Origin of the sequence: Myceligenerans crystallogenes, assembly GCF_039529775.1 — a bacterium.
GTDB lineage: Bacteria > Actinomycetota > Actinomycetes > Actinomycetales > Cellulomonadaceae > Myceligenerans > Myceligenerans crystallogenes.
This window is the reverse complement of sequence record NZ_BAAANL010000001.1, coordinates 744,804-769,779: the sequence shown is the minus strand read 5'-3', so window position 1 is coordinate 769,779 and position 24,976 is coordinate 744,804. Positions and strand designations below refer to the sequence as shown.

Genomic DNA, 24,976 nt, shown 5'->3' with positions numbered 1-24,976 from the left:
CAAAGGGTTACGCCGCGACGCTCCGCGTCCCGATCTGACGGCGGAGGTCAGCCCTCCCAGAGGCCCAGTTCCTGGACGCCTGCGACGTACTCCCAGTGCCACGGCTCGTACTTCTCGCCGCCCACCTGGGCCCAGGCCGGGTTCTGCCAGCCGTACGCGGGGGCGTTCGCCCAGAGCCAGGAGTAGACCTCGCTGTTGCCCGTCTCCTGCGAGCACAGGTCGATCGCCAGGCCCCAGCCGTGCATCGAGGTGCCGGGCGAGGCCGCCCAGAAGCCGCGCGCGGCCTTCACCGCGTACTGCGTCTCCAGGTCGCGGTAGCTCGCCACGAGGCACAGGTCCCGCCCGAAGGCGGTCCGGAACGCCTCGTTGAGCGCGGAGAGGGAGACCGCGGCGTCGGGCCGCAGGAACTCCTGGTCCTGCCACAGCTCGCACAGCGAGTGGTCGGCGAGCAGCCCGTTGCCGCCCTCGACGGGGGCGTCGAAGTCGCAGTCCGGCAGCGGCCCGCGCTCCGCCTCACGGCTGACCGCCTGTCGCCCGGTGCGCTCCAGGGGCGCGGCCGCCATGACGTTCTCCGACGCGCGGGGGGCGGTCTCCGGCTCGGTGACCAGGTCCAGCGGCGAGGGGCCGGTGGGAGCGGCCTCCACCTCGAACGGCGACTCCCCGGACCGCTCGGCCTGCTGGCCCAGCGGCACGCCGATCGTGGCCGCCGCGAGCGTGCCGAGCACCGCGGTGCGGGACAGGAAGCGCTGGGCGGGCGCGGTGCGCTCGGCCCCGGATCCGCGGACCTTGCGGACGGGGCGGGAGACCCGCCGGGTGCCCTGGGCGCGCTCCAGGGCTTCGCGCCGCGCTCGGCGCGTCGGGTAGCCGGGCTGCAGGCCCGTGCCGGCCGGTGGCTCCACTGCTCCTCCAGGTCCGTGCCGCTACCCCCCAGTGCGGCGGATCGTTATCCGGCCTTGACCTTAGCGACCGCTCTCGCCACTGCCAAGTCCGGTACTACGTAAATGTAGGAAATAACACACTCAATCCCGCGGTGCCACCCGGCAATCCTTTCCCTACCTGCGCTGCATCGCGTCGCGGACCTCGCCCACCAGCTCCTCGATGATGTCCTCGAGGAACACGACGCCCAGCAGCTCGCCGTCCTCCCCCGCGACCCGCGCGAGGTGCGCGCCGGAACGCTGCATGACCTGGAGCGCGTCCTCGACCTCGTCGCCCGGCCGCACACTGGCCAGCGCCCGCACCCGCCACAGCGCCACGGGTTCGGACCGCGCCGCGCCGGTCGCGTACAGCACGTCCTTGAGGTGCAGGTACCCGATCAGGCGCCCGCCGGACAGCACCGGGAACCGGGAGTACCCGTGCTCGGCCACGAGGCGCTCGACGTCGTCGGGGGTGACGCCCTCGACGAGCGTGACGAGCGATCCCACGGGGACCATGACGTCACCCGCGGTCTTGCCGGAGAACTCGAGCGCGCCGGCGAGCAGTCCCTGCTCGTCCTGCAGCACGCCCTCGGCCCGCGAGTGCTCGACGATCGACTGCACCTCCTCGGCGGTGAACGCCGAGGCGACCTCGTCGCGCGGCTCGACGCCGGCCAGGCGCACCACGTGGTTGGCGAGCCAGTTCAGCACCGTGATCACCGGCTTCACCGCCCGCGCGAGCAGCACGAGCGCCGGCCCGAACCAGAGCACCGCCTTCTCCGGCGCGGACACCGCGAGATTCTTCGGCACCATCTCGCCGAGCACCACGTGCAGGTAGACGACGATCGCCAGCGCGATCGCCATGGCGATCGGATGCGCCAGGTCCTCGCTCGCCCCGATCGCGTGCAGCGGCCCCTCCAGCGCATGCGCGAGCGCGGGCTCCGCGACCATGCCGAGGCCCGTGGAGCAGACGGTCACGCCGAGCTGCGCGCAGGCGAGCATGAGGGAGACGTGCTCCATCGCCCACAGCACGGTCCGGGCGCGGCGGTCCCCCGCCTCGGCGAGCGGCTCGATCGCGGACCGCTTGGCCGACAGGACGGCGAACTCCGCGCCCACGAAGAAGGCGTTCCCGAGCAGCAGGGCGACGGCGATCAGGATCGCGGTGGTGGTGCTCATCCGCGGGCCTCCGTCCCGGTGCCGCGGTGGCCGGCCGGACGGGACCCGGCCTCACCGGCACGCTGCCCGCCCGCGCCGTCGTCGGACACGGGAACGACTCTGACGCGCTCGACGCGCCGTCCGTCCATCGCCTCGACGCGCAGCGTCGCGCCCGGCACCGTGACCTCGTCGCCGGTGTGCGGCACGCGGCCGAGCGCGGCCATCACGAGGCCGCCGAGCGTCTCGTACGCGGAGCCCTCCGGGACGACGATCCCGGTGTACTCCTCGAGCTCGTCCGGCCGCAGGACCGCGGGGACCAGCCACGCGCCGTCGTCGCTCCCCGCGCGGACGACGCCGGCGCGGCCGTGGTCGTGCTCGTCGGCGACCTCGCCGACGAGTTCCTCCACGACGTCCTCGAGGGTCACGACGCCGGACGTCCCGCCGTACTCGTCGACGACGACGGCCATCTGCAGCCCCAGGTCCCGGAGCTCGACGAGCAGCGGCCCGAGGCTGACCGTCTCCGGGACCCGCGGCGCGTCGACCATGAGCGCCACGGCCGGCACCTCACCGCGGCGGTCGTGCGGCACGCCCACGGCGCGGCGCAGGTGCACGAGGCCGACGACGTCGTCCCGGTCCTGGCCGATGACGGGGAACCGCGAGTGGCCGGTACGGGCCGCGAGGCCGACGACGTCGGCCGCCGTGGCGTGGCGCTCGACGACGACCATCCGCATCCGGTCGGTCATGACGTCGCGCGCGCTGAGCTCGTCGAGCTCGATCGAGTTGGTCAGCAGCCGCGCCACCGACTTCTCGAGCGTGCCCTCCTGCGCGGACCGGCGCACCAGGGACGCGAGCTCGGTCGCGGACCGGGCGCCGGACAGCTCCTCGCGCGGCTCGACGCCCACCCGCCGCAGCAGCGCGTTGGCGGAGCCGTTGAACAGCAGGATGACCGGCTTGAAGAGCAGGGTGAACGCGCGCTGCAGCGGGATGACGAGGCGGGCGGAGGCGAGCGGCGCCGACAGCGCGAAGTTCTTGGGGATCAGCTCGCCGAAGAGCATCGAGAAGCCGTTGACCAGCAGCAGGGCCAGGACCGTGGCGAGCGCGAGGGCGACCGCCCCGGAGAGCGGGAAGGCGCCGAAGGCCCCGGTGAGCAGCGTGACGAGCGCGGGCTGCGCCGTGTAGCCGAGCAGGATGGTGGTGAGGGTGATGCCGACCTGGGCCGAGCTGAGCTCGGTGGAGAGGCTCTTCAGCGCGGCGCGGACCGCGCGGTCGCGCCGGGGGCTGTCCCGCCGGGGGCGGACCCGTGGTGCGGTATGACCGGGCGGGGCCGGACTGTCGCCCTCCTCGTCGTCCCCGCCGACCACGGCGGGGTCGAGCGTGACCAGGGAGAACTCCCCCGCCACGAAGATCGCTGTACCTGCGGTGAGGAGCACTCCGACGGCGACCATCATCCAGTCGGCGCTCATCGGACGGTCCCCCGCGTACTTCGGATGCTCCAGGATTGGTGCTCGATCATGGTGTGCCGATCGTAGCGCCGGTGTGTGACGCACGCGGAATTTCCCTGCGATCCGCCGCGGTCACACGGGCGTTGTCCACAGCTCCCGGCCCGGGTTCAGCATCCTTTCAGGCGTGTGGGTGCAAGATGGACCCATGTCTTCAGGTACGCCCCAGCAACCGGGCAGCTCCACCCGGCCCGAACACGCAGCTCCTGGCTCCGGCGGCCCGGGCGGCTCCGGCCAGCAGAGCGCCACGATCCTGGTCGTGGAGGACGAGCCCACGATCGCGACCGCGATCGCCCAGCGCCTGTCCGCGGAGGGCTGGCGGGTCGAGGTCGCCCGCGACGGGCTGTCCGGGGTGGACGCCGCGATGCGCCTGCGCCCCGACGCGATCGTGCTCGACGTGATGCTCCCGGGGATCGACGGGCTCGAGGTCACGCGGCGCATCCAGGCCGAGCAGCCGGTCCCGATCCTCATGCTCACCGCGCGGGACGACGAGACGGACATGCTCGTGGGGCTCGGCGTCGGCGCCGACGACTACATGACCAAGCCGTTCTCGATGCGTGAGCTGGTGGCCCGGCTCAAGGCCCTGCTGCGGCGGGTGGACCGCGCGGCCCAGGCGGCCGTCGCGGCGCCGTCGGAACCCCCGATGGCGATGGGCGACGTGACCGTGGACCGCGCGCAGCGCCGCGTCTACCGCGGCGGCGACGAGATCCACCTGACCCCGACGGAGTTCGAGCTGCTCGTCATGCTCGCCTCCTCCCCCAAGACCGTCCTGACGCGCGAGCGCCTGCTGGCCGAGGTCTGGGACTGGGCGGACGCGAGCGGTACCCGCACGGTGGACTCGCACATCAAGGCGCTGCGGCGGAAGCTCGGCTCGGACCTGATCCGGACCGTGCACGGCGTGGGTTACGCGTTCGAACCCCCGGCGATCTGAGCCGGACGACCTGACCCGATGAGCCGGAAACTGCCCGGCGTGGCGCGCATCCTGCGCGACGTGCGCCCGCTGGACCCCCTGCGTTCCATCAAGTTCAAGCTCGGCATCATCGTCGCCGCGACGGTGACGATGGCGTGCCTCATCACCTGGTTCGGCCTGACCCAGCTGGAGATGGGCCCGAGCCGCACCTTCCCCCTGGCGATCGTGCTCTCGCTGGTGCTGACCCAGTTCCTCGCGCACGGCATGACCTCCCCGCTGCGGGAGATGACGCACGCCGTCCAGGCGATGGCGGACGGCGACTACACGACCCGCGTGCGCGCCACGAGCCGCGACGAGGTGGGCCAGCTCGCGGCCGCGTTCAACCAGATGTCGGAGGATCTGGCGTCCGTCGAGCAGACGCGGCGCGACCTCATCGCGAACGTGTCGCACGAGCTGCGCACGCCGGTGGCGGCGCTGCAGGCGCAGCTGGAGAACATGGTCGACGGCGTCGTCCCGGCGACGCCCGCGACGCTGGAGCAGGCGCACGCCCAGACCGAGCGGCTGACGCGGCTGGTGACCTACCTGCTGGACCTGTCGCGCCTGGAGGCCGGCGCCTCGGCGTTGTCCGTGTCGGAGTTCGACGTCGGCGACCTCATGGAGGAGTGCGCCGACGGCCTGCAGATGGTCGACGCCGCGAAGGACCTGCACTACGTCATCGACGTGACGCCGCCGAACCTGAAGGTCGAGGCCGATCGCGAGCGCCTGCACCAGGTGCTGACGAACCTGGTGCAGAACGCGATCCGGCACTCCCCCCGGGACGGCGAGGTCCGGATGGACGCCTACCCGCTGGACGACTCGATCGTCATCGAGATCAGCGACCAGGGGCCCGGCATCGCCCCGGAGGACCGGGAGCGGATCTTCCAGCGGTTCGCCCGCGGTTCGGCGTCGCCGGTCTCCGTCTCGGGGACGACGACGGGCGCGGGCCTGACGGCGGACGGCGCGGCGGGCGCCGGCAGGTCCCGCGGCGGGCCGCCGGCGAGCGGCGGGACCGGGATCGGCCTGGCGATCGTGCGGTGGGCGGTGGAGCTGCACGGCGGGCACGTCGAGGTGGCCGATTCCCCCGCCGGGGCGACCATGCGGGTCACGCTTCCCGCGAGGGCTCACCCGGCGCCGGGGGTCACGGCCGAACGGATCGGCGCCGAATAGGGATTTCGGGCAAAAGGACAAGGAACTGGTTCCGTGATCTCGATCACAAGAATCAGGGATTGTCCGCCCGGTGCGCGCCACGGAAACACCATGTTGACGGGTTCCAGAACGAAAGTTGCCGACCGTTTGCCTGCCCCGGCGCGTTCATGACGAAGCATCGGCCCTCGGCTCCGGCGCGGGCCGGGAACCTGTGGACACACCCTCCGGTCCGGGGCTGGTAAGGCATACCCTTGTGTAGTCCGAAACCATCGGGCTGAGGCCGTGACCGGTCAGCGCCGGTACCCCTCACAGAGCGCAAGACTATTGGGTGAAGGTGGGCGATCCGCGCGTGTCCCCTAAGGCTGGTTCAGAGTCGATCAGCGTGGCGAGCTCGTCGTTCGGAGCCAATGAATGGCTTGTGGACGAGCTCTACCAGCAGTATCTGAAGGACAAGAGCACCGTCGACCCCGCGTGGTGGGAGTTCTTCGAGGACTACACCCCGTCGCCGGACACCGGCCGGAAGGTCACGGGGGCCGCTCCGCAGTCCACGGCCACGGCGCCCGCTCCGACCGCGCCGCCCGGTGCCGCTCCCGCCGAGACCGCTCCGGCCGCACCCGCCGGAAGCCAGGGCACCGCCGCCGGCGAGGCCGCACAGCTCCCCGCGGAGAAGGCGATCCCCGCCGACCCGAAGGTCACCGCCGCCGCACCGCCCGTCGCGACGCCCGCGCTCCAGGACTACGGCCAGTCGCTGCTGGCACCCAAGCCGCACCACGACGACGCCGTCGACGACGTGCAGAAGCTGCGCGGCCCCGCCGCCCGCGTCGTGACCAACATGGAGTCCTCGCTCCAGGTCCCCACCGCGACGTCGGTGCGCGCGGTGCCCGCCAAGCTCATGGTGGACAACCGCATCGTCATCAACAACCACCTCAAGCGCGGGCGCGGCGGCAAGGTCTCCTTCACCCACCTGATCGGCTACGCGCTGGTCGAGGCGCTGAGCGACATGCCGGTGATGAACGCCCACTACGAGCTGGTCGACGGCAAGCCCGGCGTCAACCAGCCGGCGCACGTCGGCTTCGGCCTCGCGATCGACCTGGCCAAGCCGGACGGCTCGCGCCAGCTCCTGGTCCCGAGCATCAAGAAGGCCGAGGAGCTGGACTTCGCGGAGTTCGTCGCGGCCTACGAGGACCTGGTGCGCAAGGCGCGCGGGGGCAAGCTCGGCGTCCCCGACTTCCAGGGCACCACCGTCTCGCTCACCAACCCCGGCGGCATCGGCACCGTGCACTCCGTGCCGCGCCTCATGCAGGGGCAGGGCACGATCATCGGCGTCGGCGCCATGGACTACCCCGCGGAGTTCGCGGGCGCGTCCGACGAGCAGCTCGCCCGCATGGGCGTGTCCAAGGTCATGACGATCACGTCCACGTACGACCACCGCATCATCCAGGGCGCGCAGTCCGGCGAGTTCCTCAAGATCATCTCCGAGAAGCTGCTCGGCCTCGACGGCTTCTACGACCGCGTGTTCGCGGCGCTGCGCGTGCCCTACGAGCCGATCCGCTGGGTGCGCGACAACACGGTGGACTCGGACGTGGAGGCCGCCAAGCCGGCCAAGGTCGCCGAGATCATCCAGGCGTTCCGCTCGCGCGGCCACCTGATGGCGGACACCGACCCGCTCGCCTACCGCCAGCGCAAGCACCCGGACCTGGACATCCAGAACCACGGCATGACGCTGTGGGACCTCGACCGCGTCTTCCCGACGGCGGGCTTCGGCCCGAAGCCGAAGATGAAGCTGCGCGAGATCCTGGGCCTGCTGCGCGACTCCTACTGCCGCACCATCGGCGTGGAGTACATGCACATCGCCGACGTGTCCCAGCGCAAGTGGCTCCAGGAGCGCCTGGAGTACGGCTACGCCAAGACCCCGCGCGAGGACCAGCTGCGCATCCTGCGCCGCCTGAACTCCGCCGAGGCGTTCGAGACGTTCCTGCAGACCAAGTACGTGGGCCAGAAGCGCTTCTCGCTGGAGGGCGGCGAGTCGCTCATCCCGCTGCTGGACGCGATCCTGTCCAAGGCCGCGGAGAACGGCCTGGACGAGGTCGGCCTGGGCATGGCGCACCGCGGGCGCCTCAACGTGCTGGCGAACATCGCGGGCAAGAGCTACGCGCAGATCTTCAAGGAGTTCGAGGGCCAGCTCGACCCGAAGTCGGTGCAGGGCTCGGGCGACGTGAAGTACCACCTCGGCACCGAGGGCACCTTCACCGCCGAGACGGGCGCGACCACCAAGGTCTACCTCGCCGCGAACCCCTCCCACCTCGAAGCGGTCGACCCGGTGCTCGAGGGCATCGTGCGGGCCAAGCAGGACCGCATCGACCTGGGCGCCGACGGCTTCTCCGTGCTGCCGATCCTGGTGCACGGCGACGCCGCGTTCGCCGGCCAGGGCGTGGTGCCCGAGGTGCTGAACCTCGCGCAGCTGCGCGGCTACCGCACCGGCGGCACGATCCACATCATCGTGAACAACCAGGTCGGCTTCACGACGGGCCCGCAGTCCTCGCGCTCGACGACGTACGCCACCGACGTGGCCAAGGGTTACCAGGTCCCGGTGTTCCATGTGAACGGCGACGACCCGGAGGCCGTGGTCCGCGTCGCGGAGCTCGCCTTCGCGTTCCGCGAGCAGTTCGGCCAGGACGTCATCGTGGACCTGATCTGCTACCGCCGCCGCGGCCACAACGAGGGCGACGACCCCTCGATGACACAGCCGATGATGTACAACCTCATCGAGGCCAAGCGGTCGGTGCGCAAGCTGTACACGGAGAACCTCGTGGCCCGCGGCGACCTCACGGTCGAGGAGGCCGAGGCCGCGCTGCAGGACTACCAGAAGCAACTGGAGCGGGTCTTCACCGAGACCAAGGCCGACTTCACCCCGGCCCCGCAGAGCGAGCTGATCGCCGGCCTGGAGCGGCCGGAGGCACAGCTCCAGGACGCCGGGACGATGGTCGGCTGGCAGACGGCGATCAGCCACGACGTGCTGCAGCGCATCGGCGCCGTGCACACCGCGCCGCCGGAGGGCTTCGCGGTCCACCCCAAGCTCGCCAAGCTGCTCGAGACGCGCGAGATCATGTCGAAGGACGGCGGCATCGACTGGGGCTTCGGCGAGCTCGCGGCCTTCGGCTCGCTGCTCATCGAGGGCGTCCCGGTGCGCCTCGCCGGCCAGGACTCCCGCCGCGGCACCTTCGTGCAGCGCCACGCGGTGCTCCACGACCGGGAGACCGGCGCCGAGTGGACGCCGCTGCTGTACCTGACGCCGGACCAGGCGAAGTTCTGGGTGTACGACTCCTCGCTCAGCGAGTACGCGGCCCTCGGGTTCGAGTACGGCTACTCCGTGGAGCGCCCGGACGCCCTCGTGCTCTGGGAGGCCCAGTTCGGCGACTTCGTCAACGGCGCGCAGACCGTCATCGACGAGTTCATCTCGTCGGCGGAGCAGAAGTGGGGCCAGTCGGCGTCGACCGTCATGCTGCTGCCGCACGGGTACGAGGGCCAGGGCCCGGACCACTCGTCGGCCCGCATCGAGCGCTTCCTGCAGCTCGGCGCGGAGAACAACATGACCATCGCCCAGCCCAGCACCCCGGCGTCGTACTTCCACCTGCTGCGCCGCCAGGCGTACGCGCGGCCCCGCCGCCCGCTGGTGGTCTTCACGCCGAAGCAGCTGCTGCGCCTCAAGGCGGCCGCCTCCTCGGTCGAGGACTTCACCTCCGGCACCTTCCAGCCGGTGCTCGGCGACGGCACGGCGGACCCGGCCAAGGTCGACCGCCTGGTCCTGTGCACCGGCCGGATCTACTACGACCTGCTCGCCGAGCGCACCCGGCGCGGCGACGAGGGCGTGGCGCTGGTCCGCCTGGAGGAGCTCTACCCGTTCCCGGAGGAGCAGATCCGCGCGGAGTTCGCCAGGTACCCGAACGCCAAGGTCGTGTGGGCGCAGGACGAGCCGAAGAACCAGGGCGCCTGGTCCTACATCCACCTCGCGATGCCGGAGGACCTCCCCCGCGTCGAGGTGATCAGCCGCGACGCGAGCGCGAGCACCGCGGCCGGCACGGCCAAGCTGCACCAGGCCCAGCAGCAGCTGCTCCTGGAGCAGGTCTTCACCCGCTGAGCTCGCGTGCACCACGACGAAGCCCGCTGACCCCGGTACCTCAGGGATCAGCGGGCTTCGTCGTACCCGGTCTCCCGGTCCGTTCCCGCTCGGGCGTCTCGCCCCGGTTCGCGCCGGCTCCCGCCGGCCGTCAGTTCTCCTCCTGGCTGACGCCCAGCCACGCATGCCAGCCGGTATGCAGCACCAGCCACGCCATCAGGCCGTAGCCCGCCTGGCCGGGGTACATCGTGCCGTTCTGGGCCAGGTCCGCCAGCCACTGCTCGTGGGCCGCCAGAGGCGTGTAGGTGTCGACGTACGGCACGCGCCTGCGGCTCGCGACATCGGCGAAGGCGTCCGAGAGCTCGGCGATCCGCTCGCCCTTCTCCGGCGCGCCGGGCGGTGGCCCGACGACGAACGTGGGGGTGCGGTTCGCCTCGGCGATGTCGAGGATGTTCGCGAGGTTGAGGCGCGACCGCGCGACCGACAGCCCCGCGGTGACGTCATGCCGGCCGAGCGCGACCACCAGCCGGTTCTCGACCTCGTGCTCGGGCCCGAACCGCACGGCCGTCTCCGGCTCCCACCGGGTGCTGAGCTGGGTCGACGTCTCGCCGGGGATGGCCAGGGTGAACACCATGGCAGGCCGGGTGAAGTTCGTCCGCGCGACGACGCGACCGGTCCAGCCGAGCGCTCTCGCGTCGCCGACACCGGTGGCCAGCTCGTCGCCGACGACGCAGATGCGCACCTCGCGTTCCTGCACGGACCTCTCCTTGACTCAAGTGCTCGTGCCCCCTGGCGGCCGATCGCAGATCGCCCCGGCCGAGAACATTGTCGGCCAACCGGGATGGACCACCTGGGATTTCGCGTCCAGGCGCGCCGACTTCAGTCGGCCAGCAGCGCGAGCCCCCACCGCACCCGGTGCGAGTCGCCCGGCGCGAGGCGCACCAGGCGGTCACCGGTCGCGAACGCGTCGGCGTAGCAGCTCATCGGTTCGGCGGCCAGCCCCATGCGGCGGTACCCCTCACCGACGTGGTCGCCCGAGCACGCCTGCCAGACGTCCATCGACTCGTCCATCCAGACCGCGGCGGTGTGGCCGTCGGTCCCGGTCAACCGGATCCACGACAAGCCGTCGTCGTCCCGCAGCACGTCCACGAACGCGTCGTCGAGGTCGCGGCCCGCCAGGCTGCCGGGCTCGCGCATGTCGAACTGCCCGTGCACCGGCTCGGTGCCCGTCGGCAGGAGCCGGTCGTCGACCGTGACGTGGGTGGCGGCGTCGAGCCGGACGACGCAGTCGTCGAGATCCGCGCCACCGGTGGAGAGCCACGGGTGGAACCCGGCGCCGTAGGGCGCCGTTCCGGCGCCGACGTTCGTCGCGACGAGCGTCACGGACAGGCCGGCGTCGGACAGCTCGTGCGTGATCTGCACCGCGAGCTGGAACGGGTAACCGGGCTGCGGCACGAGGTCGAGCGCGAGCGTGAGCGACGTGTCCGTCCGGTCGACCAGGCTCCAGCGCGAGAAGGCGACGAGGCCGTGGATCGCGTTCCGGCGGTCGGGTTCGGTCCACGGGAGGGTGTACCGGACGCCGTCGGCCTCGTAGACGCCGTCGCGCAGGCGGTTGGGCCAGGGCACGAGGACACCCCCGTTGAACACGGGGTTGATCTCGTCGGCGGCGAAGGGGACGACGACGTCGCGTCCCCCGACCACGTACTCGCGAAGCGCCGCCCCGACCTCGGTGACGGTCACACGCTGTTCGCCGTACGAAATGCTGTGCTGGATTCCGGACGGCGCGGGTACCGTCGAAGGGTCTGTCATCACCCTCCCACCTTAATTGGGTCAAGCGAACCAGGAAGTTTCAGTCCGGTGCGGATAGCGTGGGACAGAAGACTATGAGCAAGCAGCGCCCTTCACGCTGCGTTCACCACTGGCCCGAGCGCGGGCCACACGGACCCCGGTCCGTGACATGCGCAGGAGGATCGATGGAACAGCAGGTACTCGGTAGGTCAGGCCGCCTCGTGTCGGCCGTCGGCCTGGGCACCTGGCAGCTCGGCGCCGACTGGGGCAATGTCTCCGACGACGACGCCCGGGCGACCCTGGAGGCCTCCCTCGAGGCCGGAGTGACCTTCTTCGACACGGCGGACGTCTACGGCGACGGCCACAGCGAGCAGGTGATCGGCGCGTTCCTCAAGGAGCACCCGAACGCCGGCATCACGGTGGCCACCAAGATGGGCCGCCGCATGGACCAGGTGCCGGAGAACTACGTGCTGGAGAACTTCCGCCAGTGGACGGACCGGTCCCGGAAGAACCTCGACGTGGAGCGGCTGGACCTCGTCCAGCTGCACTGCCCGCCGACGGCCGTGTACTCCTCGGACGAGGTGTTCGACGCGCTCGACACGCTCGTCGAGGAGGGCGTGACGGCCAACTACGGCGTCTCCGTGGAGACGACGGCGGAGGCGCTGGCCGCGATCGCGCGGCCCAACGTCGCCACCGTGCAGATCATCCTCAACGCGTTCCGGCTCAAGCCGCTCGACGAGGTGCTGCCCGCGGCGTCGGAGGCCGGGGTGGGCATCATCGCGCGCGTGCCGCTCGCCTCCGGCCTGCTCTCGGGCAAGTACTCCAAGGACACCCGGTTCGCGGAGAACGACCACCGGAACTACAACCGGGACGGTTCGGCGTTCGACGTCGGCGAGACGTTCTCCGGCGTGCCGTACGACGTCGGCGTCGAGGCTGCGGTACGGTTCGCCGAGCTGTCCGCCAAGTGCTTCGGCGAGGACCTCACCGCCGCGCAGGCGGCCATCGCCTGGGTGTGGCAGCAGCCGGGTGTCTCCACCGTGATCCCGGGCGCACGCAACGCCGACCAGGCCCGCGCGAACGCCGCGGCGGGGAACGCGGCCGCGCTGGGGCCGCTGTTCAGCTCCGGGGTGCGCGAGATCTACGACGAGCTGATCAAGGAACACGTCGCGGCCAAGTGGTGAACCGTGGCGACGTGCCGGCCACGACGCCGTAGCGACGGCCGGCACCGGGCATGGCGAAGGGCCGGAACCCTCGGGGTTCCGGCCCTTTCGTCTGCGCCGGCCGAGTCAGCCGCCGTTGGGGCGCTTGCCGTGGTTGGCGCCCTTCTTCTTGCGGTCCTTGCGCTTCCGGCCACGCTTGCTCATGGGTGTCTCCTGACAGATGACGAAATTGGCTCGGAACATGATCCCATGCGGACGGTACTGCCCGCACATCGCGGGTGCTGACCTCGTGACGAACCCGGGGAGACACGCCGTCGGACATCTTCGGGCTGCCAGTGGGACCGGAATCGACCAGAATGACCGAGGGGCAACCGACAGAGACGTCCGCACCATCCTCCTGACGACCACCGACCGCCGAGAACACGAACCACCGCAGCGAGACGAACGGAGCATCACCATGACCACCGAGTCCTGGAGCGTCGCCGCCCCCCAGACCATCGAGGTCGCCGACGCGACCTCCCTGACCACCCGCCTGACGAACGGCCGGGCCGAGATCATCGCCGACCCCGAGCGCATGTCGGGCGCGGTCGTCGAGGTGCTCGAGGTGTCCTCGCGCCCCCTTCAGGTGCTCGCCGAGCACGGCGCGCTGCGCGTCGCCTACGACTTCCCCGGCGTGGAGGGCTTCGTGGACCGCTTCCGCGGCCTGCGGGACCAGGACTCCGCCGTCGTGCGGATCACCGTGCCCGCCACGACCGCCGTCGACGCCACGACGGTCGGCGCCGAGGCGAGCGTGACCGGAAGCCGGGCCCGCGTGAGCGTCAAGAGCGTCACCGGCGCCGTCGTGGTGACCGGCACCGCGGGGCCGCTGCACGTGAAGTCGGTGTCCGGGGCGATCGCGGTCACGGACCACCAGGGGGACGTGACCGTGAACCAGGCCTCCGGCCCGGCCGCGATCTCCGGCGCCCTGGGGCGCGTGACGGTCAACGGCGTGTCGGGGCCGGTCGACGTGTCCTCGTCGGGTTCGACGCCGCTCGTGTCGGCCAAGACCGTGGCCGGAGCGGTGACCATCAGCCTCGACCCGGGCACGCCGGTCAACCTCCGGGCCCGCAGCGTGACCGGCAAGGTCACGGTCGACGGCGCCCCGATCGCCTCGGGCGCGCAGCGCACCGTCGTCGTCGACCACGCGGAACCGGGCGCCGCCTGCTACCTGTCCACCAACACGGTCTCGGGCGCCACGGTGATCACCCGCGCGTGAGTCCTGGCGCCGGGTAGTGCCTGCGCGGGGCGGGGCCTGACGGCGCCGCCCCGCGCAGCGCACCCCGTCAGAGGGCGCCGCCCGCCACCTCCGGGGCGTCCGCGGACTCGCCCGCGTCGCCGATCGTCTCGCGGGCCACGAAGTTCTCCAGGTCGAACAGGTTGTCCTTCGCCCGCTGGGCCACCGTGAGCAGCGTGTTGGCGCCGGCCACCTCCTCGACCTGCTCCTTGAGGAACCAGAGCAGGAACTGCTCGCCGAGCGCGTCGCCCTCGGCACGGGCGGCCCGGAAGATCTCCTCGATCTGCGCCGTCACCTGCTTCTCCTGGTCGAGCGCGAGCTGCAGCGGCTCGGTGACGTCGGCGAACTCGTTCCGGATCTCACCCGTGCCCGGGATGGCCGCGGGCACGTCCCGGTCCAGGTGGTACTGCACGATCATCATCGCGTGGTTGCGTTCCTCGATCGCCTGGCGGTAGAAGTGCGCGGCCAGCTGCGGCAGGTCGTGCCCGTCGAACCAGACCGCGATGGCGATGTACTGCTGGTGCGCGGCGAGCTCGTGGCCGATCTGCTCCCCGAGCAGGCGCCAGAACTCGGAACCCCGCGTCGTGTCCGTGATGGAAGTCATGCTCCCAAGGTAGTACGCGGGAATGGATCCGCCCGGGGCGTCGTTCTGCGTGAACGTGATGTCCTGCCTCGAGGCCCCCGCCTCGCCCGTCGCCTTGTCCGTCGCCGGCGCCCGCGTGCCCGGCGCCGCCGGGCGGGTCGCGCCAGGCGCCGTCGTCGTCCTGCCCGATCTTGCCGGCGTCGTGGACGTCGCAGGAAAGGATCGCCCGACACAACTAGGCTCGACGTCGATGACCGATCAGCCGCAGACCAGCATCCCCGACGAGGGACCGCGTGCTCCCGAGCAGGAGGACGCCACCGCGCGCGCCGCACGGTTCGAGCGGGACGCCCTCCAGTACCTGGACCAGCTGTACTCCGCGGCGCTGCGGATGACCCGCAACCCCGCCGACGCCGAGGACCTGGTGCAGGAGACCTTCGCGAAGGCGTTCGCGGCGTTCCACCAGTACAAGCCCGGCACGAACCTCAAGGCCTGGCTGTACCGGATCCTGACGAACACCTTCATCAACTCCTACCGCAAGAAGCAGCGCCAGCCGCAGCAGTCGCAGGCGGAGGAGATCGAGGACTGGCAGATCGCGCGGGCGGCGTCGCACACCTCGCAGGGCCTGCGCTCCGCGGAGGTCGAGGCGCTGGACCGGCTGCCGGACAGCGACGTGAAGCGCGCGCTGGCGGAGCTCCCGGAGGATCGCCGCATGGTGGTGTACTACGCCGACGTCGAGGGCTTCCCCTACAAGGAGATCGCGGAGATCATGGGAACACCGATCGGGACGGTGATGTCCCGGTTGCACCGCGGGCGCCGGCAGCTGCGTGAACTCCTCGCCGACTACGCGGCGGGACGTGGACTGGTCAAGCAAGAGGCACCCGGAGGTGCGCAGTGAACGACGACACGCGGGACGCCGCGCCGGCAGTGGAACCCATCCCGCACGACACCCCGGGAAACGAGTGCGAGCACGCGCTCCACCACCTGTACGAGTTCCTCGACTCCGAGATGACGCCCGAGGACGAGGCCCTGATGCGCGCACACGTCGCGCACTGCTCGCCCTGCCTGGCCGAACTGAGCGTCGAGGACCTGGTCAAGCAGCTCGTCAAGCGCTCCTGCGCGGAGCGGGCGCCCGAGACCCTGCGGCTGCGGATCCGCGAGCAGATCCGGGTCATGCCGGCCTGACGACGCCCGGTCGCGGAGCGGCCGGTCCCGCGGCCCGGCCGCGCACCATCGGCCTGACCTCGCCCGACACGCCGCCGTCGCCCCAGCCGTGGACGGAACGCCCGACCTTTGACAGTGTGTACCGCATGGTGCTGCGACACATCGCAAGACCCTTGCTGGCCTCCTGGTTCGTGGCGTCGGGCGTGCAGGCCGCCCGCCGGCCCGGCGAACACGTGCAGGCCGCCAGGCAGGGCTCCGGTCTCGTGACGAAGGCGCTCGGCGCCGAACCGCTGAGCGACAAACAGGTGACCACGCTCGTCCGCGCGCACGGCGTGGCGATCGCGGCGGCCGGCACGCTGCTGGCGCTCGGCAAGGCGCCGCGCACCTCCGCGCTCGCACTGGCCCTGCTCACGGTGCCGCTCGCGGTCGTCAACCAGCCGTTCACCGCGTCGGACGCCACCCGGGAGGAGCGCGCCCAGCGGTTCGTCGGGAACCTCGGCGCGATCGGCGCGGCGCTGATCGCGGGCGTCGACACGGAAGGGCGCCCCGGGATCTCCTGGCGCGTCCAGCAGGCACGGGCCGCGCGGGTGGCCGCCCGGGAGGCGCGGGCGGCGGCGAGGGCCGCGGCCTGAGTGCCTCTCTCTAGCCGGCCGCTCCCGTGCGGCTGGCCAGGAGGCGGCGGAACGACGTGAGGCGGAGGGTCCGGTGCGCCCGGGCCTCCGTGTCCGGCTCCGCCGCCTCCCACTCGTCCAGGGCGCAGTCCGGCGCGTCCGCCAGGTGCGTGCAGCCGCGGGGGCACTCGGCCGCGGCCGCGTCGAGGTCCTCGAACGCGCGCAGCAGGTTGCCCACCTCGACGTGCGCCAGGCCGAAGGAGCGCACGCCGGGCGTGTCGATCACCCAGCCGTCGGGCTGCGCGTCGTCGCCGAGGCCGTCGGGCAGGGCCAGCGCGACCGCCGACGTCGAGGTGTGCCGGCCCCGGCCGGTCACGTCGTTGACGTCACCGGTGGCCCGGCGCGCGGTCGGCACGAGGGCGTTGATCAGCGTCGACTTGCCGACGCCGGAATGGCCCACCAGCACCGAGGTCCGGCCCCGGAGGCGCGCCCGCACCTCTTCCACCGACGCCCCGTCGAGCGCGGCGCCGTCGCCGGCCGTCGAGTCCGCTCGCGTGACGACCACCTGGACGCCGAGCGGCTCGTAGAGGCCGCGGAGCTCGTCGGGTGAGGCTAGGTCGGCCTTGGTGAGGCAGAGCAGCACGTCCATGCCGGCGTCGTAGGCGGCCACGACGCAGCGGTCGATCATGCCGGTGCGCGGCGGCGGGTCGGCGAGGGCCGTGACGATCACGAGCCGGTCGGCGTTGGCGACCACGATGCGCTCGTAGGGGTCGTCGTCGTCGGCCGTGCGGCGCAGCACCGACGTGCGTTCGGTGATCCGCACGATCCTCGCGAGGCTGCCTTCGGCACCCGTCACGTCACCGACCACCTCGACGCGGTCGCCGACGACGACGCGCGTGCGCGTCAGCTCGCGCGCCTTCATCGCGGACAGCACGACGCCGGACGAGCCGCCCGACGGCGCCGGGGCGCCCGCGGCGGAACCGTCACGTTCCTCGCGGGCGCCGGCACGGGCGCCGTCGTCGGACGTCTCCGGCAGGAGCAGCGTGTACCGGCCGCGGTCGACCGCGATCACCATGCCGGTCACCGCGTCCTCGTGGCTCGGCCGGCGCTTGGTGCGGGGGCGGGAGCCACGCTTGGACGGACGGGACCGGAAGTCGGACTCGTCGGCCGGTGTACGCCGCGCCATCAGGGCCGGCCGGCCTTCCGGGCGGCGGTCACGTGGCGGCTCCCAGCATGCGCTGCCACATCGACGGGAACTCGGGCATGGTCTTGGCCGTGGTGCCGATGTCCTCCACCTCGACGCCGTGCACGCGCAGGCCGATGAGCGCGCCCGACGTCGCCATCCGGTGGTCCTCGTAGGTGCGGAAGGTGCCGGCGTGCAGGGGGCGCGGGGTGATGACGAGGCCGTCGCGGGTCTCCTCGGCCTGGCCGCCGAGGCGGGTGATCTCGCGGGCGAGCGCCGCGAGCCGGTCCGTCTCGTGGCCGCGCAGGTGGGCGATGCCGCGCAGGCGGGTGGGCGAGTCGGCCAGGGTCGCCAGGGCGGCGAAGGTCGGGGCGAGCTCCCCGGCCGCCTGCAGGTCGAGGTCGACGCCGTACACGTCGCCGGTGCCGGTGACCGACAGCACACCGTCGGCGAGGTGGGCGGTGCCGCCCATCCGGCCGAGCAGGTCCGGGAGCAGGGCCCCGGGCTGGGTGGTCTCGCCGGGCCAGCCGGGGATGCGGACGGTGCCGCCGGTGACGAGCGCGGCGGCGAGGAACGGCGCGGCGTTGGAGAGGTCGGGTTCGACGCGGACCTCGCGGGCCGCGATCGGGCCCGGCTCGACGCGCCACATGCCGTCGCGCGAGTCGTCGACGGTGACGCCGGCCTCGCGCAGGGTGGCCACGGTCATCTCGATGTGCGGGAGGCTCGGCAGCGTGGTGCCGATGTGCCGCAGGGTCAGGCCCTGCTCGAAGCGCGCGGCGGCGAGCAGCAGGCCCGAGACGAACTGGGACGACGCCGAGGCGTCGACGTCGACCGCGCCGCCCCGGACGCTGCCGGTGCCGGCGATCGTGAACGGGAGGTGCGCGGGCAGGCCGCCGTCGGGGCCGGTCACGGTGATGCCGAGGGCGTGGAGGGCGGCCAGGACGGGGCCCATGGGGCGGACGCGGGCGGTGGGGTCGCCGTCGAACCGGACGGGGCCGGCGCCGAGCGCGGCGACGGGCGGGAGGAAGCGCATGACGGTTCCGGCCAGGCCGCAGTCGATGTCGGCCTCGGTGACGGGCTTGGCGCCCGGCGTGACGTGCAGGGTGCTGGGGGTCTCGCCCTCGGTGATCTCGGAGCCGAGGGCGCGCAGGCCGGCGATCATGAGGTCCGCGTCGCGGCTGCGCAGCGCGCCGTGGAGGGTGCCGGGCCCGTCGGCGAGCGCGGCGAGAACGAGGAGACGGTTGGTCAGGGACTTGCTCCCCGGCACCTCGACGGTGGCGTCGAGCGGGTCGACGGCCGTCGGGGCGGCCCAGGTCGGTGCGATGGGGGCATCGGTCATGGTGCCGAGATTATCGCTACCGGTCAGGCCCGGCCGGTTCGTCCGCGACTCGCGGGCCGTGGCGTTTCCGGCGGGGGGAATGGATTTACCGCTACGGTGGCGGGCGTGGCCGCCGTGACCAAGACAAGCTATGACGATGACCTGCGCCTCGCGCACGTCATCGCCGACCAGGTGGATTCGCACACCATGTCGCGCTTCCGGGCGCTCGACCTGCACGTCGACACGAAGCCTGACAACACGCCGGTCTCCGACGCCGACCGGGCCGCCGAGGAGATGATCCGCGCCTCGCTCAAGCGCGCCCGCACCCGCGACGCGATCGTCGGCGAGGAGTACGGCGCGGCGGGCAGCGGCGCCCGGCGCTGGATCGTCGACCCGATCGACGGCACCAAGAACTTCGTGCGCGGCGTGCCGGTGTGGGCGACGCTGATCGCGCTGGCCGACGGCGACGAGGTGGTCGTCGGGCTGGTGAGCGCCCCGGCACTGGGGCGGCGCTGGTGGGCGGCCAAGGGATCCGGGGCATGGACCGGCAAGGGGCTGCACGCCGCCACGAGGATGTCCGTGTCCGGCGTGCGGCGGCTCGGTGACGCGTCGCTGAGCTTCGCGTCGCTGAGCGGGTGGGAGGAGCGCGGCAAGCTGGACGCTTTCCTGGACCTGACCCGCAGGTGCTACCGGACGCGCGGGTACGGCGACTTCTGGTCGTACATGCTCGTGGCCGAGGGCGCGGTGGACATCGCCACGGAGCCCGAGCTCGAGGTGTACGACATGGCCGCGCTGGTGCCGATCGTGCAGGAGGCGGGCGGGCGGTTCACCTCGCTGGACGGCGAGCCCGGGCCGTGGGGCGCGAACGGGCTGGCGACCAACGGCCTGCTGCACGACGAGGTGCGCGGGCTCCTGAACCGGGGCTGAGGCTGAACGGCACGTGTGCAGGAGGCACACTTTGCTCATGCGCATCTACGTGCCCGCCACTCTCGACGAACTCGACGGCGTCGACGCCGGGAGCTCGGCCACCCTCTGGGGGATCACGCCACGTGAGGTCAACGGCGTGACGAAGCGGCTCGTCGCGGAGCTTGCCGCGGGAGGTCCCGGGGGCCCGGAGGAGCAGGAGGAGCTCGAGTACGAGGCGTTCCTGGACGCCGCGACGGCCGCGGCGGGGTTGCTCGCCGCGCGTCCGGACGCGCCGCCGCTGCGGGCCGTGGTCACCGTCGAGGTGCCCGACGACGCGCTGGCCGGCCGGGACGGCCTCGCAGGCCCGTCCGGTGCTGCGGGAGGGGCTGCGCCCGCCTCCGCGTTGCGGCTGGTCCGGGCCGTGGAGCGGGTCCCGATCGTGTGCGTGCACGCCGACGAGCCCGACGCCGCACCGGACGTCGAGGCCGTCCGCGCCGCCGTCGAGGCGGACGACGACGACGCGCTGGCCGACGCGGTGCTGCGGCTCGAGGAGCGGGATCTGCTCTGGTACGACTGGTCCGAGGTCACGGCGATCCCGCGATGACGGCGGGCGGGCCCGCGGGGCCCGGGTCGTGGGGGCCGATCGGGCCGAGGGGCACGACGGCTCCGGGCGCGGAGACCCACGCGTCGGCGTCGGCCAGGGCGCGCAGACCGGCCGCGCGGCGGACCTTGTCCGCGAGTTCCGCGAAGGCCGCGCGGGCCGGTGAGCCCGGCGCGCACTCCGCCAGCGAGCGCCCGCTGAGCAGCCCGGCGTCGAGGCTCGCGGGATCGTCGGGGACCAGGTGCGGGTCGACGCCGGCGAACCTCGTCAGGGTGTTCCGGATCGTGACCCGGGGCTGGGGCCCGACCGCCGAGGCGCGGACCCGGTTCACCACGACGATCCGGTGCGCGGTGACGGCCGCGGGCACGGCGGCCAGCTCGTCCAGGCCGCGCATCAGCCGGTGCAGCCCGATGGGGTCGCCGCTGCCGACGACCACCACCACGTCCGCCGCCGCGAGCGCGCCGAGCGTCGCGGCGTTGCGCTGCGGGGCACGGGTGTCGTAGGAGAGCATCTCGTCGGTCTCCAGCACCGGCCCGGTGTCGACGACGGTCCAGTCCGCGAGGTCCCGGCTGCGTTCCCACACCGCGTCGAGGGCCGCGGCGGGCAGTTCGGCCCAGCGGTTGGCGCGCGCCAGCCCGGTCAGCACGCGTACGCCGGACATGACCTCGGGAGCATGGCGTGCCAGGGTCGCGACGTCGAGCGGCCCGAGGGCGGCCGCGCGCACCGCGCCGCCCAGGCCGGCCGACTCGTCGAGGATCCCCAGGCGGGACGCCACCGAGGGGCCGTAGGTGTCGGCGTCGGCCAGGAGGGCCTGTGCCGCGGCCCCGCCGTGCACGGCCCCCGGCCCGCGGGCGCGCCCCGTTCCCCGGCGTGGTCCGCGTCCGCGGCGGGCAGGCCTCCGGGCGTCCCGCGGCCCGGCGGCCAGTGCGACGGCCAGTTCGATGGCCGTGGTGGTCCGGCCGGGGGCGCCCGTCGGGCCCCAGACGGTCACGATCCGTCCCGCGCCCTTGTCTCCCGGTACCCCGGCGGCAGGCGCGGCCGGCTCGTGCGCGGTGGCGGGCGCGCCGGCCGTCTCGTCCCGCACGAGGCTCACCAGTGCGTCCACCGACCGCGCGACGCCGGTCACGCCGATGGCCCTCAGGCGTTCCGTGCTGGGCTCCGGCGCGTCGTCGAGGGCGACGACGCGGACGCCCGCCTGGTTCAGGCGCGCCACGGCCTCGCGGCCGAGCCCGGGCAGGGTCGCCGAGACGACGGCCACCCGGCCGGCACCCGCCTCGGCCGAGGCGAGCAGCTCGACCAGGTCGGCGCAGCGGCGGGTGACCGTGGTGCCGCTGCCCGGGGCCTCGAGCCTGCGCACGGCGTCGGTCTCCGCGGGCCCCAGCACCGCGCAGAGGATCGTGAGCAGCTCCGGCCCGTTCACCGGGCCTCGCCCCCGACCGGGACGACGGCCAGGGTGCCCGGTTCGGCGAGCGCCGCCAGGACCTCGGGCAGGGCCTCCTGCTCGACGAGCAGGTGCAGCGTCGTCGTCCCCGCCACGACGAGCGCCCCGTCGGGCGCCTCGACCTGTTCGACGACGACGTCGCGCGCGAGCGTCCGTGGCTCTCGCGCGGCCTGCGGTGAGCCCGCCTGGGGGCCGCGCGGCACGGCGCCGGGACCGGCCTCGGGCACGAACCAGAGATCGGCGACCACGCCCGGGCGGATCCGCTCCGACACCCCGCCCGTGATCGGCAGGGTCACGGACCGCATCGTGGTGCCCGCGCCGAGGCCGGAGACGGGGACCAGTTCGCCGTCCGCGACGACACGCTGTGCCACCAGGCCGGACGGCAGGTCCTCATCGGCTCGCAGGTAGCGTTCGGCACCGGCGCTCAGCCGGAGCTCGACGACGCGGAGCGCATCCCGGGTGACGGGATCCCCGGGTGTCAGCGCGCCGTCGGCCACGAACACCGGTACTGTGCGGCCCGCGGAGGCAACGAGCCATGACCCCAGCGCGACCGAGGCGGCGACGAGCACGATGCCGGTGAGCAGCCGCGGGTCCCTCCAGCCGGGCGGGCGGAGCCGGACGGCTCTCCGGGCCTCGCCCGGTGCGGGCGGCGCGTCGATCATGTGGTTCCCTCCCAGGGTGTAACGGCGGTTAACGTCCCCCAGACATGGTGAGCTAAGCTCCGGGATCCGGCATCCGATGAAGGCTTCCTGTGGATAACTGTGAATTTCCCCGCCCTTGCCGTGAACCTGTGCCATAGTGGTGTCATGGATAAGCGGTTTCTCTCTCTGGCTGACGTGGTCGAGACCTTGAACATCTCCATGGCGCAGGGCTACGCCCTGGTGCGCACCGGCGACCTCCCCGCCATCCAGGTGGGCCCGAAGAAGGTCTGGCGCATCGAGGCATCGGAGCTCGAGTCGTACATCGAGCGGCAGTACGCCAAGAGCCGCGAGCGCCTCAAGGCCGGAGAAGGCTGAACAGGACGGCCCATGAACCACCCCGAGGCGGCGCACCCCACCCGGATGCGCCGCCTCTCGCACGCCACGGCGTGCGCCCTCACGGCTCCAGGCCGGCCGGGGCGAGGCTGACGCAGAGCAGTGCCGCGAACGGCACGACGCGCGCCCTGGGCCCTGGGCCGTCGAACACGTCCAGGTCGAGATGGTCCGCGCCGACGCGCGCGATGCGGCCGCGGTGCAGGCGCGCCCGGGTGCGGACCAGGACCGCGCGCCGGTCCCGCTGCAGGGCCCGCAGCTGCTGCGTGAGCGCCGGTTCCCGGCCGCCGGCCGGTGCGGCGCCCGGGCCGAGCCCCGCGACCCCGTCGACCGCCGGCAGCGGAATCAAATGTTCCGCCGATTCCCGCGCGGCTGCGCGCACGAGCAGCCAGGTCGCCGTCGCCTCCACCAGGAGACCCCGGACCGGTTCGCCGTCCGGGAGGTCGACCATCACCTCCGCCCCGATCGCCGCGCGCAGCCGGTCGGCGAGCGCGATGGTCGCGTGCTCGGCGCGGGTCAGGTCCGCGACCGTGGCGTCCGATTCCGCGGCCTCCTGTGCGGCCGCGAGGGCGTCGAGATCCGCGGCCAGCTTCGACCAGCGGCTGTCCCAGGTGTCCACGGGCCTACTCTGCGCTGTCCACAGCCCTCCCGCACATCGGTGGCCGGTACCAGCGACCCGGTGTTCAATAGAAGCATCAACCGACATCGGCTGATCGTTGATGCAGATGTTGATCCGGGCTTCAGGTCACAGGGGGTACTTCATGACAGGGAACGAGGTGGAGCGCCGGCCGGGCACGGGTCCGGTCACGCTCGCCGCCGTGGCGCTCGCCGCGGTCGCGGCCGCGCTCGGGCTGGGCCTGCGGGCCGAGCAGGCCTGGCGGGAGGGCGCCGGCACCGTCGACCAGGTGGTCGAGATCGCGGTCGAGGCCGGAGCCGCGGCCTGCGCGGCGTGGATCGCCGTCGGGGCCGTCGTCGGCCTGGCCTACGCGGCCGCACGGAGCGCCGGGCGTGAGTGGCACACCGGCCGGGCGTTCCTCACGCGCTGCAGCCCGGCGGTCGTGCGCCGGCTGGCCGGGGTGGTCGTGACGGCAGGCGTGGGCATCGGCTTCGCGGCCCCCGGCGCGTTCGCCGCACCGGGACCCGACGGCCGGGACGCCCCGGCGGCGGTCGAGGTCATCGATCTCGGCTGGCTGCCGACGACGGGCGGGCCGCCGGAGAACGAGGCCGGTGAGGCCGGTCCGGCACGAGACCGGGAGGACGAGCGCCAACCGGATCCTCCCGCGCGCGGCGACGGCCGGGGAGACAACGGCTGGGGAGACGACCGCCCGCCGAGCGAGGCGGGCACGGTGGTCGTGGCCGAGGGCGACTCGCTGTGGTCCATCGCCGCCGCCCAGCTGGCAGCGCGGGCCAAGGGCCCGGGCACGGGACCACCCCGGCCCGCCCGCGTCGCCCGTGAGACCGCCGCCTGGTACGCCGCCAACCGCGACGTGATCGGCCCCGATCCTGACCTCGTCCGGCCCGGGACGGTCCTGCACCCACCCGTCGCACGCCTCCAGGGAGCCCGCCCGTGACCACGATCGCCGAACCCCCGCAGCCGATCCGCGCCCGCGGCGTACCGGCGCCGCCGCGCCCCGCCGCACCCGTCGCCCGCGAGCCGCGCCGCACGCTGCGCAAGGTCCAGATCGGCGGGCCCGACCCGGACCTGGCGCGCGCCGAGGAGGTGCTGCACCAGATCGAGGAGCGGCCGGCACCCGAACCGGAACCCGACCTGCCCGATCCGACCTCCCTCGTGTGCCGTGTCGCGCGAGCCGCGATCGAGGTGCTGCGCGGCGAACGCCCCGCGACGCAGCTCGCCCGGTGGACCTCGGCCCAGGTGTACGACCAGCTCGTGGCCCGGGAGCGTCTGATGAGCGCCGCCCGGCCGGGCGGCCGGCGGCCGTCCGCCCACCGGGTCGGGATCCGCCGGGTACGCCTCATGCGCCTCGGGCCGCTCTCCGCCGAGGCGACGGTCGTACTGCACGACGGCGAGCGGGTGCGTGCGGCCGCGGTGCGCCTCGAGGCGAGGCGTGGCACCTGGAAGGTCACCTGCCTGGAACTGGGGTGACGACGTGACCGCACCCCCGCCCCGAGCGCAGGTGCCCGC

25 protein-coding genes are annotated in these 24,976 nt (G+C 73.1%); 13 read left to right on the top strand and 12 right to left on the bottom strand.

What is annotated here, in order from left to right:
* Positions 1–47: 47 nt before the first annotated feature.
* The 3 genes from ABD208_RS03170 to ABD208_RS03160 all read right to left on the bottom strand — a co-directional run bounded on the left by ABD208_RS03170 (position 48) and on the right by ABD208_RS03160 (position 3,529).
* Positions 48–899 carry a M15 family metallopeptidase gene (locus ABD208_RS03170; RefSeq protein ID WP_344099409.1) on the bottom strand — a complete coding sequence of 284 codons (852 nt, stop codon included), beginning with the start codon at positions 897–899 and terminating at the stop codon, positions 48–50.
* Between the two features lie 153 nt (positions 900–1,052).
* Positions 1,053–2,087: a hemolysin family protein gene (locus tag ABD208_RS03165; RefSeq protein ID WP_344099407.1), complete on the bottom strand. Its 1,035-nt coding sequence runs from the start codon at positions 2,085–2,087 to the stop codon at positions 1,053–1,055.
* The gene (locus ABD208_RS03160; RefSeq protein ID WP_344099405.1) at positions 2,084–3,529 is read right to left on the bottom strand and encodes a hemolysin family protein; all 1,446 of its coding nucleotides are present in this window, start codon (positions 3,527–3,529) and stop codon (positions 2,084–2,086) included. The genes ABD208_RS03165 and ABD208_RS03160 overlap by 4 nt, the downstream gene beginning before the upstream one ends.
* Before the next feature lie 184 nt (positions 3,530–3,713).
* Between ABD208_RS03160 and ABD208_RS03155 the strand changes: the two genes are divergently transcribed.
* The 3 genes from ABD208_RS03155 (at position 3,714) to ABD208_RS03145 (ending at position 9,798) form a co-directional block, all read left to right on the top strand.
* Entirely contained in the window at positions 3,714–4,496 is a 783-nt protein-coding gene (locus ABD208_RS03155; RefSeq protein ID WP_425561058.1) for a response regulator transcription factor, read from the top strand.
* A gap of 18 nt (positions 4,497–4,514) precedes the next feature.
* Positions 4,515–5,681, top strand: coding sequence for a sensor histidine kinase (locus ABD208_RS03150; RefSeq protein WP_344099403.1), 1,167 nt, complete (start codon positions 4,515–4,517; stop codon positions 5,679–5,681).
* A gap of 328 nt (positions 5,682–6,009) precedes the next feature.
* Positions 6,010–9,798: a multifunctional oxoglutarate decarboxylase/oxoglutarate dehydrogenase thiamine pyrophosphate-binding subunit/dihydrolipoyllysine-residue succinyltransferase subunit gene (locus ABD208_RS03145; protein WP_425561057.1), complete on the top strand. Its 3,789-nt coding sequence runs from the start codon at positions 6,010–6,012 to the stop codon at positions 9,796–9,798.
* Positions 9,799–9,928: 130 nt separating this feature from the next.
* Here the strand turns inward: ABD208_RS03145 and ABD208_RS03140 are convergent, their stop codons facing one another.
* Both ABD208_RS03140 and ABD208_RS03135 read right to left on the bottom strand, forming a co-directional pair.
* Positions 9,929–10,534, bottom strand: a complete 606-nt coding sequence (locus ABD208_RS03140) for a GDSL-type esterase/lipase family protein (RefSeq protein ID WP_344099399.1) — start codon at positions 10,532–10,534, stop codon at positions 9,929–9,931.
* Positions 10,535–10,656: 122 nt separating this feature from the next.
* Complete coding sequence (locus ABD208_RS03135; RefSeq protein WP_344099397.1) at positions 10,657–11,517, bottom strand: aldose 1-epimerase family protein; 861 nt, start codon at positions 11,515–11,517, stop codon at positions 10,657–10,659.
* Between the two features lie 233 nt (positions 11,518–11,750).
* Between ABD208_RS03135 and ABD208_RS03130 the strand changes: the two genes are divergently transcribed.
* Positions 11,751–12,746: an aldo/keto reductase gene (locus tag ABD208_RS03130; protein WP_344099395.1), complete on the top strand. Its 996-nt coding sequence runs from the start codon at positions 11,751–11,753 to the stop codon at positions 12,744–12,746.
* A gap of 105 nt (positions 12,747–12,851) precedes the next feature.
* On the opposite strand, the gene ABD208_RS20445 is transcribed toward ABD208_RS03130, so the two are convergent.
* Positions 12,852–12,929, bottom strand: a complete 78-nt coding sequence (locus ABD208_RS20445) for a 50S ribosomal protein bL37 (protein WP_425561069.1) — start codon at positions 12,927–12,929, stop codon at positions 12,852–12,854.
* Positions 12,930–13,182: 253 nt separating this feature from the next.
* Here ABD208_RS20445 and ABD208_RS03125 point away from each other — a divergent pair, with 253 nt between their 5' ends.
* Complete coding sequence (locus ABD208_RS03125; RefSeq protein WP_344099393.1) at positions 13,183–13,980, top strand: DUF4097 family beta strand repeat-containing protein; 798 nt, start codon at positions 13,183–13,185, stop codon at positions 13,978–13,980.
* Positions 13,981–14,047: 67 nt separating this feature from the next.
* On the opposite strand, the gene ABD208_RS03120 is transcribed toward ABD208_RS03125, so the two are convergent.
* Positions 14,048–14,602 carry a ferritin gene (locus ABD208_RS03120; RefSeq protein ID WP_344099391.1) on the bottom strand — a complete coding sequence of 185 codons (555 nt, stop codon included), beginning with the start codon at positions 14,600–14,602 and terminating at the stop codon, positions 14,048–14,050.
* A gap of 22 nt (positions 14,603–14,624) precedes the next feature.
* Here ABD208_RS03120 and ABD208_RS03115 point away from each other — a divergent pair, with 22 nt between their 5' ends.
* From ABD208_RS03115 to ABD208_RS03105, 3 genes are all read left to right on the top strand, one after another.
* On the top strand, positions 14,625–15,476 hold the full coding sequence (locus ABD208_RS03115) for a sigma-70 family RNA polymerase sigma factor (RefSeq protein WP_344099389.1): 852 nt from the start codon (positions 14,625–14,627) through the stop codon (positions 15,474–15,476).
* Entirely contained in the window at positions 15,473–15,763 is a 291-nt protein-coding gene (gene rsrA, locus ABD208_RS03110; RefSeq protein WP_344099387.1) for a mycothiol system anti-sigma-R factor, read from the top strand. Before ABD208_RS03115 ends, rsrA begins: the two co-directional genes overlap by 4 nt.
* A 125-nt stretch (positions 15,764–15,888) precedes the next feature.
* Positions 15,889–16,374, top strand: coding sequence for a DoxX family protein (locus ABD208_RS03105; RefSeq protein WP_344099385.1), 486 nt, complete (start codon positions 15,889–15,891; stop codon positions 16,372–16,374).
* 10 nt (positions 16,375–16,384) lie between these two features.
* On the opposite strand, the gene rsgA is transcribed toward ABD208_RS03105, so the two are convergent.
* Both rsgA and aroA read right to left on the bottom strand, forming a co-directional pair.
* Positions 16,385–17,539, bottom strand: coding sequence for a ribosome small subunit-dependent GTPase A (gene rsgA / locus ABD208_RS03100; protein ID WP_344099383.1), 1,155 nt, complete (start codon positions 17,537–17,539; stop codon positions 16,385–16,387).
* Between the two features lie 28 nt (positions 17,540–17,567).
* Entirely contained in the window at positions 17,568–18,875 is a 1,308-nt protein-coding gene (gene aroA / locus ABD208_RS03095) for a 3-phosphoshikimate 1-carboxyvinyltransferase (RefSeq protein ID WP_344099381.1), read from the bottom strand.
* Positions 18,876–18,980: 105 nt separating this feature from the next.
* Between aroA and hisN the strand changes: the two genes are divergently transcribed.
* Together hisN and ABD208_RS03085 are read left to right on the top strand one after the other, a co-directional pair.
* Positions 18,981–19,781 (top strand): histidinol-phosphatase, encoded by an 801-nt coding sequence (gene hisN, locus ABD208_RS03090; RefSeq protein WP_425561056.1) that lies wholly within the window; start codon positions 18,981–18,983, stop codon positions 19,779–19,781.
* Positions 19,782–19,818: 37 nt separating this feature from the next.
* The gene (locus ABD208_RS03085) at positions 19,819–20,364 is read left to right on the top strand and encodes a DUF6912 family protein (protein WP_344099379.1); all 546 of its coding nucleotides are present in this window, start codon (positions 19,819–19,821) and stop codon (positions 20,362–20,364) included.
* Here ABD208_RS03085 and ABD208_RS03080 read toward each other — a convergent pair.
* The gene (locus ABD208_RS03080; RefSeq protein WP_344099377.1) at positions 20,345–21,781 is read right to left on the bottom strand and encodes a CpaE/TadZ family protein; all 1,437 of its coding nucleotides are present in this window, start codon (positions 21,779–21,781) and stop codon (positions 20,345–20,347) included. The two genes, ABD208_RS03085 and ABD208_RS03080, sit on opposite strands and share 20 nt — an antisense overlap.
* On the bottom strand, positions 21,778–22,464 hold the full coding sequence (locus ABD208_RS03075) for a CpaB family protein (RefSeq protein ID WP_344099375.1): 687 nt from the start codon (positions 22,462–22,464) through the stop codon (positions 21,778–21,780). The genes ABD208_RS03080 and ABD208_RS03075 overlap by 4 nt, the downstream gene beginning before the upstream one ends.
* 144 nt (positions 22,465–22,608) lie before the next feature.
* Here ABD208_RS03075 and ABD208_RS03070 point away from each other — a divergent pair, with 144 nt between their 5' ends.
* Positions 22,609–22,818, top strand: coding sequence for a helix-turn-helix transcriptional regulator (locus tag ABD208_RS03070; protein ID WP_344099373.1), 210 nt, complete (start codon positions 22,609–22,611; stop codon positions 22,816–22,818).
* A gap of 79 nt (positions 22,819–22,897) precedes the next feature.
* Here ABD208_RS03070 and ABD208_RS03065 read toward each other — a convergent pair whose 3' ends face one another.
* Positions 22,898–23,452 carry a hypothetical protein gene (locus tag ABD208_RS03065; protein ID WP_344099371.1) on the bottom strand — a complete coding sequence of 185 codons (555 nt, stop codon included), beginning with the start codon at positions 23,450–23,452 and terminating at the stop codon, positions 22,898–22,900.
* Between the two features lie 142 nt (positions 23,453–23,594).
* On the opposite strand from ABD208_RS03065, the gene ABD208_RS03060 reads away from it, so the two are divergent.
* Together ABD208_RS03060 and ABD208_RS03055 are read left to right on the top strand one after the other, a co-directional pair.
* A complete protein-coding gene (locus ABD208_RS03060; RefSeq protein ID WP_344099369.1) occupies positions 23,595–24,404 on the top strand; it encodes a LysM peptidoglycan-binding domain-containing protein in 810 nt (269 codons plus the stop codon).
* Positions 24,401–24,937 carry an Rv3235 family protein gene (locus tag ABD208_RS03055; protein WP_344099367.1) on the top strand — a complete coding sequence of 179 codons (537 nt, stop codon included), beginning with the start codon at positions 24,401–24,403 and terminating at the stop codon, positions 24,935–24,937. Before ABD208_RS03060 ends, ABD208_RS03055 begins: the two co-directional genes overlap by 4 nt.
* Positions 24,938–24,976: the final 39 nt, after the last annotated feature.